The organism is Streptomyces sp. DSM 116793 (assembly GCF_057320905.1).
Genome location: NZ_CM170494.1, coordinates 6,521,848 through 6,535,562, shown reverse-complemented (window position 1 = coordinate 6,535,562; position 13,715 = coordinate 6,521,848). Strand labels below are relative to the sequence as shown.

The window sequence follows — 13,715 nt, the reverse complement described above, 5'->3', positions numbered from 1 at the left end:
AGACCACAAGAGGCAGCCCCCCAGGGGCGCGAGGAACTGCGCGACCAACCCCCACCGACCGGTGGCCGGACACGAGACCGCAAGGGGCTCGACCCGCTGGCCCGCCGCAGGCGCGTTGCGGCGGTCACGCCGACTTGCGCCCCCGGGGCGCGGACTTCTTCTTGGGCGCCGCCTTCTTCGGCGCCGCCTTCTTCTTCGCGGCCGGCGCCTTCTCCGCACTCCTGGCCCGCGCAGGCGCCCCCTCCCCACGGGACTCCTGGGCGGCCCGCACAGAGCTCTCCAGCGCGGCCATCAGGTCGATGACCTTGCCGCCGGGCTCCGCCTCGGGGCGTTCCAGCGGCCGGCCCGTCACCTTGGAGGCGATCAGGTCCTCCAGGGCCTCACGGTAGTCGTCGTGCAGCGACTCCAGCTCGACCTCGCCGAGCGTGTCCATGAGGGTGTCCGCGAGGTCCAGCTCCGCGTCCCGGACCGTGGCCTCCGTCTCGGGCGCGGCCAGCTCCGGAGCCCTGATCTCGTCCGGCCAGAGCAGCCCGTGCATGGCGATCGTGTCCTCCACCACCCGCAGCATGCCGAGCCGCTCCCGGCCGCGCAGCGCGAACTTGGCGATCGCCACCCGCCCACTGCGCTTCAGCGCCTCCCTGAGCAGGGTGTACGGCTTGGCCGCCTGCACCCCGCTCGCCACCAGGTAGTACGCGGTGCCGAGCTGGAGGGGATCGATGCGCTCGGCCGGCACGAAGGCGACGATGTCGATCGTCTTGGCGGTGGGGATGGGCAGCGACGCCAGGTCGTCGTCGGTGATCGGCACGATCGAGCCGTCCGGGATCTGGTACCCGCGGCCTATCTCGTCCTGGGCCACCTCCCGGTTGTCCAGCTCGCACACCTTGCGGTAGCGGATCCGGCCGCCGTCCTCCGTGTGGATCTGCCGGAAGGACACGGAGTGGCTCTCGGTGGCGTTCACCAGCTTGATGGGGATGCTGACCAGGCCGAAGGAGATGGCGCCGTTCCAGATGGATCGCATGCCGCACCTTTGCTGTGGTTCGGGGGTCGCTCGGGGCGCCCGTCCTGCCCGTGCTGCCCGTGCTGCCCGGGGCTTCAGGGGCTCGTGTGCCGGACGCGGCGCCCGTGCCGGCGAGGCACCCGTGTCGGCGGGACGCCCGTGCCGCGCGGGCGTGGGACACTTATGGGCGTATTATTTGCATTCATGGTATTTCAGGTGCTCCCGGGAGCGCTCGTCGTATGACGCCGATCACCGAGGTGGAGGGGCGGCGCATCGCGCTGTCCAACCTGGAGAAGGTGCTCTATCCCCGCAGCGGCTTCACCAAGGCCGAGGTGCTGCACTACTACGCCACGGTGTCGGACCCCCTGCTGGCCCAGCTCAGGGACCGTCCGGTGTCGTTCCTGCGGTTCCCCGACGGCCCCGAGGGCCAGCGCTTCTTCACCAAGAACCTCCCCCCGGGCACACCCGAGTGGGTGAGCACGGCCGAGGTCCCCCATTCGGACGGCCCCACCCGCCAGGTCCTGGTGCAGGACCTGGCCACGCTGATGTGGGCGGCGAACCTGGTCACCGAGTTCCACACCCCCCAGTGGCGGGCGGAGGCGCCCGGCATCGCCGACCGGCTGGTGATCGATCTCGATCCGGGTGCGCCCGCCACCGTCGTCGACTGCTGCGAGGTGGCCCTCTGGCTGCGCGAGCGGATGGGCGAGGACGGCCTTGAGGCGTTCGCGAAGACCTCGGGCGCGAAGGGCCTGCACCTGCTCGTCCCGCTGGAGCCCGTCCCGTCGAAACAGGTCACGGCCTACGCCCGGGGCCTCGCGGTGCAGGCCGGGCGTGCGCTGTCCGGGCGCGCCACACACCTGATGAAACGCAGCCTGCGGCCGGGTAAGGTCTTCGTCGACTTCAGCCAGAACGCCGCGGCCAAGACCACCGCCACCCCCTACACGCTGCGGGCCGTCGCCGAACCCACCGTGTCCGCGCCGGTGACCTGGGACGAGGTGGCCGCGTGCCGGGATCCGGCGGAGCTGGTGGTGACGGCCGGGGAGTTGCCGGACCGGCTGGAGACGCACGGAGACCTGCTGGCGCCGCTGCTGGACCCGGAACGGGCCCGTCCGCTCCCCTGAGCGTCCCGGCACGGCATGGCCGGGGGCGCCGTACCCTGGCGCCGGATGCCGGATGCCGGATGCCGGACGTGGGACGCCTGGCGCGGGACGCCGGATGCCAGGCGGCGGACGCGGGACGTCTGGCTCCGGACGACGAGGGAACCGCCGCACCCCGGCACGGGCCGCCGACCTCGCCGCGCCCCAGGCACGGTACCGGTGGCCGCGCCCCGGGAACGGCGCCGGTGCGGGCCCGCACCCACGCACGGGGCGACACCGCGCTCAGCGGCCATGGCGCGCCCCCGTGCGCGGGTCAGAGCCGCAGCCAGGTGTGCCGGTCGCGGGCCGTCGCGTAGAGGGACTCCACGTCCGCGGGCTTCAGGACGACGCCGTGGCCGCCGAGGGCGGGCAGCTCGCTGTCCCGCACCACCCGGACGGCGGCCGCGGGCGCCGTCGTCCGCACGGACTGCGGCTCGACCAGGACGAGGACGGGCCGCACCTCGACCGCCAGGACGTGCGCGGCGCGGTCGGCGCACGAGCGGATCCGGTCCAGCAGCGGCTCGGGCCTGCCCCGCCCGGTGTCCACCAGGGGCGCCGCGATGCGTACGCGGCGGCGGTGCGCCGGCAGGGTGTGCAGCGCGAAGAGGCCGCTGGGGCCGATCAGCAGATGGTGGATGCGGTCGCCGCCGGGCAGCGGGAGGGAGTGCAGGGTGTGACAGCCCGCGCCCTCCATGCTCTCCAGCGCCTCGCCCACCGCCTCCTCCGCCGCCAGCGCCCGGCGCCGCGGGTCGGGGCGCAACCGCCTGACCGGGCCCGGCTCGCGGTCGAGGGCGACGCGCAGGGCCTCCCCGGGGCGGTTGGGGGCGAGGTCGTCGTCGGGGTGCAGGGCGAGCCTGGCCAGCTCGGAGGCGGTGGGCACCGGCGGCGGGCCGACCGTCACATCACCGCTGAGAAAGGGGTGCAGCGCCTGGAGCACCTGCTCGGTGAGGTCCTGGCGCAGCACGCTGACCCGGGCGGCCTCGCGGTCGTACCAGGCGACGTGCGCACCGTCGGGCAGGCAGACGTACACCCACTCCCGGCCGTTCCGGCGGGACGGCACCACCCGCAGGCCGCTCACGCCGCACCGCCCGGCACCGCGGCACCGCGCTCCGCGCCACCCCGCACCGCGGCACCCCCTACCGCGCCGCCCCGGGCCGCCGCCGCGAGGACCGCGCCGCCCGAGGCCGCCGTCCCCGGTACCGCCGCACGCGGGACCGCACCACCCGAAGCCACCGCACCGGGGGCCGACCTGCGCCACCGCCAAGACCGCACCGCTCGCCTCCTTGGAAGACCGCCGCCACATCCGCACCGTAACCCGGGCACGGCCGCCTCTCAGCCGCACCGCCCGGCCACACGCGGACCCTGACGACCATGGGACCAGCGTGCCGCCGCACGGACAACAACACCCGGACGCCCCGATCATGCCCGGCGGGTCCACGCCGGGGGCGCCGGCACCGGTCACGGCGGCGCGCGCGGCGTTGACGGCGGCCGGCGGCCACCGCCGGGTGGGGCCCCGCCGATGGCAGCCGTCGCACGCTTGACGGCGGCCGACCGGAAGCACGTCCGGGACCCGGGGGAGCACTCGCACCGGGGCCCCTTCCCCGATGTCCGTCCGATGACGGTCCGGCGCCGGGTGCCGCACACGTCGCACCGCCTGGCCCGCACCCCGATGGCTCAGCGCGACCTGCGGCCCCTGCAGGCACGACTCTACGGTGAGTTCAGGCAGATGAGGCAGTTGAGACAGACAAGGCACTTGAGACAGTCACGGCAGTTGAGACAGTGCAAGGCGGTTGAGGCAGTACAAGGCAGTTGAGGCAGTTGAGGCAGTTGGGGCAGACGAGCCGGACACGGCATTCAGCCCTGCGCCCCCGTTCCTCCGAGGAGGTCCCATGGTCCTGCGGTCCCCCGCACTCCGGCTCGCCACGGCCCTGGCCGGCGGCACGCTCGTCGCCCTCGCGGCCGCCGGCCCGGCCACCGCGACGGCCGTCGGCTCCGACCCCGGTGCCGAGCAGACGTACTGGGGGCGGGTCACGGCCCGCACCGGGCTGCTGCTGCGCGACGCGCCCCACCGCGGCGGCACGGTGGTGCGCAGCGAGCCGTACAACGCGGTCGTCCCCATCTACTGCAAGACGCGGGGCGAGACCGTCGACGGGAACGACCGCTGGTACCTCCTGACGGGCGGCACCTGGGCCTGGGGCGCGGCACGGTACATCGTCAACATCGGCGCCCCGCCGCCCTGGTGCTGACGTCCGTGCGCCGGCGGGGCCGTACGCCAACGGGTCCTTACGCCGACGGCGCGGGCGGCCTCGCGCGAGCCCGCTTCCCGCCTCCCCGATCTGCCCGGCACGCTCCGGCGGCCCACCGGACCGCCGGTCGGCACACCGGGCCGCCGAGCCCCGCGCCGACCGGCATTCCGGCAAAACGGGAAACAAGCGGCACCGCTTGCTAGGTTCCCCGCATGACGGGAACGACCCGGCCGGCGCGCCCGGCTGACCCCGTGGAGCCGGCCGGCCCGGCGGGACCGACCGCGCCGACCACACCACCCGGGCCGACCACAGCACCCGGGCCGACCGCGCCGACCTGGCCCCCCACACAGGCCGCGCAGGCCGCGCCGCACGCCGATCCCCTGTCGGCAACCGCCCCCGAACGCTCCTCCGGCGGCACACCCCTCCGCGGCACCCGCACCTCCACCCGCATCGGCACCCGCATCAGCACCCGCATCGGCACCCGCACCCGCACCCGCACCCCCACCCGCGGCACCGAACTGGCCCTCCTCCTGCTCGCCCTGCTGCTCTGCGGGTACGGCTACTGCGCGGTGGAGCTGGCCACCGAGGGCGCGGTGCCGGACGGCGTCGCACCGTACGGCGCCGGCCTGGCCGCGCTGGCGCTGCTGGCGCACCTCGCCGTCCGGCTCCGCGCCCCGGACGCCGACCCGCTGCTGCTGCCGATCGCCGTGCTGCTCAACGGCGTCGGCCTGGTCCTGATCCACCGGCTCGACCCGGTGGCCCCCGGACGTCCTGCGGCGCCCGCCCAGCTCGTGTGGTCGGCGCTCGGCGTGGCGCTGTTCATCGCGGTCGTGGCCGGGCTGCGCGACCACCGGACGCTGCGGCGCTCCACCTATCTGTCGGGGGCCGCCGCCCTGCTGCTGATGACCGTGCCGGTCTGCTTCCCGGCCGTCAACGGCGCCCGGATCTGGGTGCGATTCGGCGGGCTGTCGTGGCAGCCCGGGGAGTTCGCCAAGGTCCTGCTCGCGGTGTTCTTCGCCGGGCACCTCGCCACGCACGGCGCCGCGCTCGCCCACACCGGCCGCCGGGTGCGGTGCCGCCGGCCGCCCACCGGGCGCGCCCTCGGCCCGGTGCTCGCGGCCTGGCTGCTGAGCGTGCTCGTGCTGGTGCTGGAGCGGGACCTCGGCACCTCGCTGCTCTTCCTCGGCCTCTTCGTGGTCATGCTGTACGTGGCCACGGGCCGTACCGGGTGGATCGCGGTGGGCCTGCTGCTCGCCGCGCTCGGGGCGTGGGCGGTGGGCAGGTTCGAGCCGCACGTGCATGCGCGCATCCAGGTCTGGCTGCATCCGTTCGCCTCGGTCGACGCCGGTCAGGGGCCCGGCCAGCTCGCGCAGTCGCTCTTCGCGTTCGCCGCGGGCGGCCTGCTCGGCACGGGCCTGGGGCTCGGCCACTCGGCACTCATCGGCTTCGCCGTGACGTCGGACTTCATCCTCGCCACCGCCGGCGAGGAGCTGGGCTTCGCCGGCCTGGCCGCGCTCCTCCTGCTCTACGGCCTGCTGGTGGAGCGCGGCTACCGCACCGCGCTCGCGCTGCGCGACCCGTTCGGGCGGCTGCTGTCGGTCGGCCTCGCGTCGATCGTGGCGCTCCAGGTCTTCGTCATCGCGGGCGGCGTCACCGGGCTGATCCCGCTCACCGGCATGGCCCTGCCGTTCCTCGCCCAGGGCGGCTCGTCGGTCGTCACCAACTGGATCATCGTGGCCCTGCTGGTCCGCACCGGCGACGCGGCACGCCACCATGACACCGCGGACGCGGCACACGGACAGTGGCGGTCAGACGGCCGCGGAGGCGGAGGCGGGCGCGGGGTGGCGCGGCGCAAAGAGGGCGTCATGAGCCCGCGCATCCGGCGACGCGGCCGAACGGGGAGACCGTGACCCGCACATCCGACCCCGCGGCCGAACGGAGGCGCCGTGACCCCGCGCACCCGGCCCGCCGGCCGAACGGGGTCGCCATGACCCAGCACATCCGCCGGTCCGCCGCGCTCTGCGTGCTCCTGCTGCTCGCCCTGCTGGTCAACGCGGCGCGCGTCCAGCTCGTCGGCACGGGGGCGAAGGCGCACGGGGCGGCGGACCGGCGCCCCGCGATCGCCCGGCACGCCCAGCCGCGCGGCGCCATCGTCGTCGGCGGCCGCCCGGTAACCGGCTCACGGGACACCCACGAGCAGCTCCGCCACGAACGCACCTACACCGACGGGCCGCTGTACGCGCCGGTCACCGGCTTCGCCTCGCAGCTGTACGGCACCAGCCTCCTGGAGGACGCCGGGGACCCCGTGCTCTCCGGCACCGATCCGCGGCTCGCGCCGCTCCCCCTGTGGCACGACCTCACCCGCTCGCGCAGCCCCGGTGGCCGGGTCGTCACCACGGTGGTCCCGGCGGCGCAGCGCGCGGCGTACCAGGGGCTCGCGGGGCGCAGGGGCGCGGTGGCCGCCGTCGACCCCGGTACCGGCGCGATCCTGGCACTGGTGTCGTCCCCGTCGTACGACCCGGGCGAGCTGTCCGGCAACGGCCCGCGCGCCGAGCGCGCCTGGCGGCGGCTGAACCGCGATCCGGACCGGCCGATGCTCAACCGTGCGGTCAGCCGCACGTACCCGCCTGGCTCGACCTTCAAGGTGGTGACGGCCGCCGCGGCGCTCGACGCGGGCGTGGTCACCGGCCTCGACGCACCGACCCGCTCCCCCGATCCGTACCGCCTGCCGGGCACCGCGACCACGCTCTCGAACGAGGTGCCCGGCTGCGCGAACGCCTCGCTGCGGTACGCCTTCACCTGGTCCTGCAACACGGTCTTCGCCCGGCTCGGCACCCGGGTGGGGCGCTCCGGGATGGCCGCGGCGGCGCGCGGTTTCGGCTTCGGCGCACCCGGGCCCCGGGTCCCGTTCGCGACCGCCCCGAGCGCCTTCGGCACACCGGGGGACGACGCGCAGCTCGCGCTCTCGTCGATCGGGCAGCTCGACGCCCGGGCGACCCCGCTGCAGATGGCGGCGGTGGCCGCGGCGGTCGCCGACGGGGGCACCCTCCGCGCGCCGTACCTGGTGGACCGCACCACCACCGCCCGCGGGATCCTGGTGCGAATGGGCACCGGCAGCCGGCCGCCGAGGCGCGCCATGAGCCCGCTGACGGCGCTCAGGCTGCGGGAGCTGATGACCGACGTGGTGGCCCATGGCACCGGTACCCGCGCCGCGATCCACGGCGCCGTCGTCGGCGGCAAGACCGGCACCGCCGAGCACGGCTCGGGACCGCCGTACGCCTGGTGCATCGCCTGGGCGCAGGCGGCGCGCACGGCACGCCCGGCGGTCGCGGTGGCCGTACTCGTGGAAGGGGCGGCAGAGGGGTCGGCAGAAGGAGCACCCGGAGTGAGGGGTGCGGGAGGGGCAGGGGAGAAAGAAGGCACGGACGCGGCGTCCGCGAGGACCCGTCCGGAGGTCAGCGGCGGCGCCCTCGCCGCGCCGATCGCGAGGCGCGTGATGGAGGCGGTGCTGCCCGGGAGGTGAGACGGGACTGGGCTGCGCGCCACCAACCGACCTATCGTTCGGTACATGACCTCATCCGACGCGCCCACCCCCGAACTTCCCACCCCCGGCCAGGAGTTCGCGACCCGCACACCGGAATCCGCCGCGCCCGCCGCGGGGTTCCAGCTCGCCCAGGTCAACATCGCCCGGCTGCGCGCCCCGCTGGACTCGCCCCTGCTCGCCGACTTCGTCGCCGCCCTGGACCCCGTGAACGCGGTGGCCGACGACTCGGACGGCTTCGTCTGGCGGCTCCAGAGCGATTCGGGCAACGCCACCGACGTGCCCGTGTTCGGCGACTCCTGGCTGATCGTCAATCTCAGTGTCTGGCGGGACAAGCCCTCCTTGGAGGCCTTCATGTACGCGGGGCGGCACCGGGAGATGCTGCGGCGCCGCCGGGAGTGGTTCGAGCACCTGGCGGAGGCGGTGACGGCCCTGTGGTGGGTGCCCGCGGGACACCGCCCCACGGTCGCCGAGGCCGAACAGCGTCTCGTCCACCTCCGCACCCACGGTCCCACGGCGCACGCCTTCACCCTGCGCGCCGGCTTCCCGCCCGGTCACGCACCGGCGCTCCCCCTCCCGGAGGCGCCGTCGGCGGCGGTGCACGAGGCGGCGCTCGACAACTGAGGCGCAGGGGATTGACGACCTACGCCCCGAGCGATCTCATGGGGGGTGTGACCGGCGGTAACACCCCGGCGGAATGGTGCCGGCAGCCGGACGAGGAAGTGGGGAAGGCGATGGCGGTCGTGACGGACGGTGCGGTGCTGCGGGATGCGCTCGGGCTGCTGAAGGACCGGGAGGAGGTGGCCGAGCGGCTGCTGGACGCCTCGGCGAAGCACTCCTTCGACCCGGACACCGAGCTGGACTGGGACGCCCCGCCGGTTACGGGCAAGTGGTTCTGGCCGCCGGAACTGGTCTCGCTGTACGGCACCCCGCTGTGGCGCCGGATGCCGGAGGAGCAGCGGATGGACCTCGCCCGGCACGAGGCCGCCTCGCTCGCCTCGCTCGGCATCTGGTTCGAGATCATTCTGATGCAGCTGCTGGTACGGCACATCTACGACATGTCCGTGACCAGCGCGCACGTGCGCTACGCCCTCACGGAGATCGGCGACGAGACGCGGCACTCGAAGATGTTCGCGCGGCTGATACAGAAGAGCGGCACGCCCACGTATCCGGTCACCCGGCTGCACCACAACCTGGCCCGGGTGATGAAGACGGTCTCGACGACCCCGGGCTCCTTCGCGGGCACGCTGCTGGGCGAGGAGATCCTGGACTGGATGCAGCGCCTGACCTTCCCGGACGAGCGGGTGCAGCCGCTGGTGCGGGGCGTGACCCGGATCCATGTGATCGAGGAGGCGCGCCATGTGCGTTACGCCCGCGAGGAGTTGCGCCGCCAGATGGTGACCGCGCCGCGCTGGGAGCGCAGGCTCACCCGGCTCAGCTCCGGCCAGGCGGCCCGGGTCTTCTCGCTGGCCTTCGTCAACCCGCAGGTCTACACGGACGTCGGCCTCGACCGCCACGAGGCCGTGGCCCAGGTGCGGGCCAGCGGGCACCGCAGGGAGGTCATGCAGGCCGGCGCGAAGCGCCTGACGGACTTCCTGGACGACGTCGGCGTGCTGCGCGGCGTGGGCCGCAGGCTGTGGCGGTCCTCGGGGCTGCTCGCCTGAACCGGGGCGGCCCCGGCTCGCCCTGCCCGCCGCGGTGCCGGGTGACACTGGTGCCGTGCGGAGCGAAGAGACCCCCTTCGTCGGGGGACCCCTGGACGGCCGGGTGCTGCCGGTACTGCTCGGCCCCACCGGGCACCCCCCGAAGACGTACCGCGTCCCGGTGCCCGACGCCGGGGGCGGGCCCCCGGCTGTGCTCGTCTACCGCCGGGTGAGCGCCGCTCGCAGCAGGCGGCTCGGGCTGCACCTGGGGTGGCGTTACGAGTACGACGAGGTGGCCACCCGCGAGGGCGCGTCCGGCCCGAAGTGGCCTTGGTCCAGGCCACGTCGCCACACGTGACTCGGGGCTGCGCCCCGGTGCGTACACCTGCCGGTGCGACCGAGCCACGGAAGGGGCGCGGGGCTGTACTCATATGCGGCTCCGCCGCGTGGGCGCGACCGGCCTCCACCGGCCGCTGGCCGGGCACGAGACCGCAAGGGGCTCGGCCCGGCGGCCCCCCGCAGGCGCGTCGTGGCCGAGCGCGCAGTTCCCCGCGCCCCTTCAGGGCACCGGGGCACAGCCCCACCGGCGGGTGGACGTATCCGTCAGGTGCCGCCGCGGGCGGGGCGCTCCCCCACGGATGCCGCATCGTGCGCCCCCTGGACGGGTGAGATTCTTGGGCCGATCCGCCCAGCACAGGTGAGCGTCCGGCCCGCACCCCGGGACATGTACGAGCGGTGCGGACGGATCTGCCGTCCGCCGCTGCGGAGGTGACCGAAGATGACGGGCAGGCTGGCACGGGGGTTCTGTACGGCCGCGGTCGCGGCCGGCACACTCGTCGCGGCCGGAACGGCATGCGCGCTGCCCGCGCAGCCGCCCCTGTCGCCCGGTCCCGCACCCGGCCCCGCGGCCGGGAGCCAGGACCCCGCCGCGCCGGACCGCCGCCCCGCCGCCCCGCCCCGCGCCCAGGGGTCCGGCAGGGACCGGACCACGGACGTGGACGCCCTGCTGAGTGACCTTCAGCGGCTGTACCGGCAGGCCGAGCGGACCACCGACGCCTACCACGCGGCCCAGCGCAGCCTGGACAGGCAGCGCGCCACCGTCAGGGGCCTCGACAGGCGGCTGGCGCACGCCCGGCGCGCCCTGCACCACAGCAGGGTCGCCGCCGGCCGGCTGGCCCGTCTGCAGTACCAGGGCAGCTCCGACATCTCCCCCTACGTACGGCTGCTGCTCGCCCGCGACCCGCAGCACGCCCTGGACCAGGGCCACATGCTCCAGCGGATGTCTGCGGCCCACACGTCCGCGCTACGCCGGGTCGCCGGCGACGAGCGGCGCAGCCGGGGGCTCGCGCTCAGCGCGCGCCGCGCCCTGGACCGGCAGGAGCGGCTCGCCAGGCAGCAGCGCAGGGAGCGGGACACCGTGCAGGGCCGGCTCCGTGAGGTGCAGCGGCTGCTCGCCTCGCTGGGCGGCGGGCAGGGCGCCGCGGACCGGCGCCCCGAGCGGCCCGGCGGCACGGACACGGACGGCGTGGATTCGCTGATCTCGTCGGCGCTGGGCGCCGGCCGCCTGCCCTCGCGCGGCGGCAGCGTGGCGGTGCGGTACGCGATGAACCAGGTCGGCAAGCCCTATGTGTGGGGGGCGACGGGCCCCGGCGCGTTCGACTGCTCGGGCCTCACCTCGCAGGCGTGGGCGCATGCGGGCCGCACCATCCCGCGCACCAGCCAGCAGCAGTGGCGCGGGCTCGCCCGGGTGCCGATGGACCGGCTGCGCCCCGGCGACCTGGTCGTCTACTACCCGACCGCCACGCACGTGGCCCTCTACCTCGGCAACGACATGGTGGTGCAGGCCCCGCGGCCCGGCGACCACGTCAAGGTCTCACCTGTGGACGTGAACCCGGTCCTGGGAGCCGTACGACCGGACCCGGAGGCCCCGCCTCTGGGTGGCTGAGCGCCCAAGCCGCACTCGCGGGGCGAAGCCGCACCGGGCCGAGGGAGCCGCGCCGGGCCGAGGAAGCCCCCGGCCCAGCCGGCGAGACCGCACCCGCCCGCCCGGCCGGCGGGCCGCGCCCGCCGAGCCCACCAAGCAGCACCCAGCCGGCGAGACCGCGCCCCCGGCACGACCGCCGAAGCCGCAAGCACGACCGCCGAAGCCGGAAGCCCGGCCGCCGTCAGCCCGTCACCTCCGCGAGGTACTCCGCCGCCTTCTGCGGCTCGTAGAAGAAGTGCTCGAAGTCGGCGGGGTTGTCGAAGCCGTTGGCGACGCGGTCGGCGACGGCGGGGACCTGGCCGGCCGCGCCGATCAGGTTCAGGACGTGCTCCGGCGGCGGCGCGAGCATCGCGTTGGTCCACTTGGTGACGTGCCGCGCGGTGTCCCAGTAACGGTCGAAGGTCTGCTGCATCCAGACCTCGTCGAACGGCCCCTCGCCCCGCGCCACGATCGCGTCCAGGTAGGACGCCGCGCACTTGGCGGCCGAGTTGGAACCCTGCCCGGTGATGGGGTCGTTGGCCACCACGACGTCGGCCACGCCGAGCACCACGCCACCGCCCGGCAGCCGCCCGATGGGGTGGCGGACCGTGGGGGCGTACCGGCCCGCGAGGGTGCCGCCCGCGTCGGTCAGCTCCACCTTGGTGGCCCGCGCGTACTCCCAGGGCACGTACGTCTCCATCAGCTCCAGGGTCAGCGCCAGGTGCTCCGAGGGGTCCCTGACGCCCTGGAAGACGTCCAGCGGGCCGCCGGGGACACCCTCCCAGAAGAGGATGTCGGCCCGCCCGGAGGTGGTGAGCGCCGGCATGACGAACAGCTCGCCCACGCCCGGCACCAGATTGCAGCGCACCGCCTCCGTCTCCGGGTGCTCCGGGCGCGGCCCGAGGCCGTGCACGTAGGAGACCGCCAGCGCGCGCTGCGGCTCGGCGTACGGGGAGCGTGCCGCGTCCCGGCCGAACATGGACACCAGCTCGCCCTTGCCCGCGGCGACCAGCACCAGGTCGTAGGTGCGCGCGAAGTAGTCCAGGTCGGAGACGGACGCGCCATGGATGACGAGCTGCCCGCCGCGCTCCGCGAAGGTCTCCATCCAGCCGGCCATCTTCACCCGCTGGTCCACGGACTGGGCGTGGCCGTCGAGCCGGCCCAGCCAGTCGATGACGCGCGTCGGGACGCCCTCGGGGTCCGGGGGACCCGCGACCGAGACGCCGAGACCCCCGATCCGCGGCGCCTGCGGCTCCCAGAAGTTCAGCCCCAGGTCCCGCTCGTGCTGGAGCGCCGTGTGGAACATGCACTGCGTCGACATGACCCGCCCGGCGCGGATCTCGTCCGCGGTGCGGTTGGACATCACCGTGACGTCGTAGCCGTGCGCCTGGAGTCCGAGGGCGAGCTGGAGCCCGGACTGGCCGGCTCCCACGACGAGTACCTTCCGCATACGGCTCTGCTCCTGACTGCTGCTCGGGGTGCCGACGCCACGGGACGGGGCGGCGTGGCGGGGGGAAGAGTACGACAGGTCTAGACGGGGGTGACGTCCAGGGCGTGGCCGACCAGGGCCACCAGGGTGTCGATCACGGGGATCCGCAGCCGGGCGTCCATGACCAGGACGGGGATGTGATCCGGCACCGTCAGCGCCTCGCGGACGTCCTCGGCGGCGAACTTCTCCGTGCCCTCGAAGTGGTTCACGGCGACCACGTACGGCAGGCCGCAGCCGTCGAAGTAGTCCAGCACGGGGAAGCAGTCGGGCAGCCTGCGGGTGTCCGCGAGGACGACGGCGCCGATCGCGCCCCTGATCAGGTCGTCCCACATGAACCAGAACCGCTGCTGGCCCGGGGTGCCGAAGAGGTACAGCACGAGGTCGTCGTCGAGGGTGATCCGGCCGAAGTCCATGGCGACGGTCGTGGTCATCTTGCCCGGGGTCGCCGAGAGGTCGTCGGTCTCCTCACTGGCCTCGGTCATCACCGCCTCGGTGAGCAGCGGCTCGATCTCCGAGACGGTGGTGACCAGCGTGGTCTTGCCGACGCCGAAGCCGCCCGCCACCACGATCTTGGTGGCGATGGGCGCGCGGCCCCGGTCCAGCTGCCAGGGTTGCAGGGCCTCCTCGCGCCCGGCCTCCGGGCCGGCGCCGGCCGCCGCGCCCCAGAAGCCGCCGGTGCCCCCGGGACCGTTGCCGGGCG

12 protein-coding genes are annotated in these 13,715 nt (G+C 74.9%); 8 read left to right on the top strand and 4 right to left on the bottom strand.

Annotation, left to right across the window (positions count from 1 at the left end):
- Positions 1-124: 124 nt before the first annotated feature.
- Positions 125-1,018 carry a non-homologous end joining protein Ku gene (gene ku / locus ACSMXW_RS25685; RefSeq protein ID WP_485799734.1) on the bottom strand — a complete coding sequence of 298 codons (894 nt, stop codon included), beginning with the start codon at positions 1,016-1,018 and terminating at the stop codon, positions 125-127.
- 218 nt (positions 1,019-1,236) lie between these two features.
- On the opposite strand from ku, the gene ligD reads away from it, so the two are divergent.
- The gene (gene ligD, locus ACSMXW_RS25680; protein WP_485799733.1) at positions 1,237-2,118 is read left to right on the top strand and encodes a non-homologous end-joining DNA ligase; all 882 of its coding nucleotides are present in this window, start codon (positions 1,237-1,239) and stop codon (positions 2,116-2,118) included.
- 289 nt (positions 2,119-2,407) lie between these two features.
- On the opposite strand, the gene ACSMXW_RS25675 is transcribed toward ligD, so the two are convergent.
- Entirely contained in the window at positions 2,408-3,211 is an 804-nt protein-coding gene (locus tag ACSMXW_RS25675; protein ID WP_485799732.1) for a nuclease-related domain-containing protein, read from the bottom strand.
- Positions 3,212-4,022: 811 nt separating this feature from the next.
- Between ACSMXW_RS25675 and ACSMXW_RS25670 the strand changes: the two genes are divergently transcribed.
- The 7 genes from ACSMXW_RS25670 (at position 4,023) to ACSMXW_RS25640 (ending at position 11,508) form a co-directional block, all read left to right on the top strand.
- Positions 4,023-4,379, top strand: a complete 357-nt coding sequence (locus ACSMXW_RS25670; RefSeq protein ID WP_485799731.1) for an SH3 domain-containing protein — start codon at positions 4,023-4,025, stop codon at positions 4,377-4,379.
- Positions 4,380-4,591: 212 nt separating this feature from the next.
- Complete coding sequence (locus tag ACSMXW_RS25665) at positions 4,592-6,289, top strand: FtsW/RodA/SpoVE family cell cycle protein (protein WP_485799729.1); 1,698 nt, start codon at positions 4,592-4,594, stop codon at positions 6,287-6,289.
- A gap of 77 nt (positions 6,290-6,366) precedes the next feature.
- Positions 6,367-7,902, top strand: a complete 1,536-nt coding sequence (locus ACSMXW_RS25660) for a penicillin-binding transpeptidase domain-containing protein (RefSeq protein WP_485799728.1) — start codon at positions 6,367-6,369, stop codon at positions 7,900-7,902.
- Positions 7,903-7,947: 45 nt separating this feature from the next.
- Entirely contained in the window at positions 7,948-8,544 is a 597-nt protein-coding gene (locus ACSMXW_RS25655) for a DUF3291 domain-containing protein (RefSeq protein ID WP_485799726.1), read from the top strand.
- A gap of 110 nt (positions 8,545-8,654) precedes the next feature.
- A complete protein-coding gene (locus tag ACSMXW_RS25650; protein WP_485808314.1) occupies positions 8,655-9,584 on the top strand; it encodes an AurF N-oxygenase family protein in 930 nt (309 codons plus the stop codon).
- A gap of 55 nt (positions 9,585-9,639) precedes the next feature.
- Positions 9,640-9,921 carry a hypothetical protein gene (locus ACSMXW_RS25645; RefSeq protein ID WP_485799725.1) on the top strand — a complete coding sequence of 94 codons (282 nt, stop codon included), beginning with the start codon at positions 9,640-9,642 and terminating at the stop codon, positions 9,919-9,921.
- Positions 9,922-10,341: 420 nt separating this feature from the next.
- Positions 10,342-11,508: a C40 family peptidase gene (locus ACSMXW_RS25640; RefSeq protein ID WP_485799723.1), complete on the top strand. Its 1,167-nt coding sequence runs from the start codon at positions 10,342-10,344 to the stop codon at positions 11,506-11,508.
- Positions 11,509-11,728: 220 nt separating this feature from the next.
- Here ACSMXW_RS25640 and ACSMXW_RS25635 read toward each other — a convergent pair whose 3' ends face one another.
- Both ACSMXW_RS25635 and ACSMXW_RS25630 read right to left on the bottom strand, forming a co-directional pair.
- Positions 11,729-12,976: a styrene monooxygenase/indole monooxygenase family protein gene (locus tag ACSMXW_RS25635; RefSeq protein WP_485799721.1), complete on the bottom strand. Its 1,248-nt coding sequence runs from the start codon at positions 12,974-12,976 to the stop codon at positions 11,729-11,731.
- Between the two features lie 80 nt (positions 12,977-13,056).
- Entirely contained in the window at positions 13,057-13,632 is a 576-nt protein-coding gene (locus ACSMXW_RS25630; RefSeq protein ID WP_485808312.1) for a GTP-binding protein, read from the bottom strand.
- Positions 13,633-13,715 lie beyond the last annotated feature (83 nt).

Coding starts and splice junctions, on each gene's coding strand:
- ku (WP_485799734.1), bottom strand. CDS start 1,018: ATGCGATCCATCTGGAACGGCGCCATCTCCTTCGGCCTGGTCAGCATC.
- ligD (WP_485799733.1), top strand. CDS start 1,237: ATGACGCCGATCACCGAGGTGGAGGGGCGGCGCATCGCGCTGTCCAAC.
- ACSMXW_RS25670 (WP_485799731.1), top strand. CDS start 4,023: ATGGTCCTGCGGTCCCCCGCACTCCGGCTCGCCACGGCCCTGGCCGGC.
- ACSMXW_RS25665 (WP_485799729.1), top strand. CDS start 4,592: ATGACGGGAACGACCCGGCCGGCGCGCCCGGCTGACCCCGTGGAGCCG.
- ACSMXW_RS25660 (WP_485799728.1), top strand. CDS start 6,367: ATGACCCAGCACATCCGCCGGTCCGCCGCGCTCTGCGTGCTCCTGCTG.
- ACSMXW_RS25655 (WP_485799726.1), top strand. CDS start 7,948: ATGACCTCATCCGACGCGCCCACCCCCGAACTTCCCACCCCCGGCCAG.
- ACSMXW_RS25650 (WP_485808314.1), top strand. CDS start 8,655: ATGGCGGTCGTGACGGACGGTGCGGTGCTGCGGGATGCGCTCGGGCTG.
- ACSMXW_RS25640 (WP_485799723.1), top strand. CDS start 10,342: ATGACGGGCAGGCTGGCACGGGGGTTCTGTACGGCCGCGGTCGCGGCC.
- ACSMXW_RS25635 (WP_485799721.1), bottom strand. CDS start 12,976: ATGCGGAAGGTACTCGTCGTGGGAGCCGGCCAGTCCGGGCTCCAGCTC.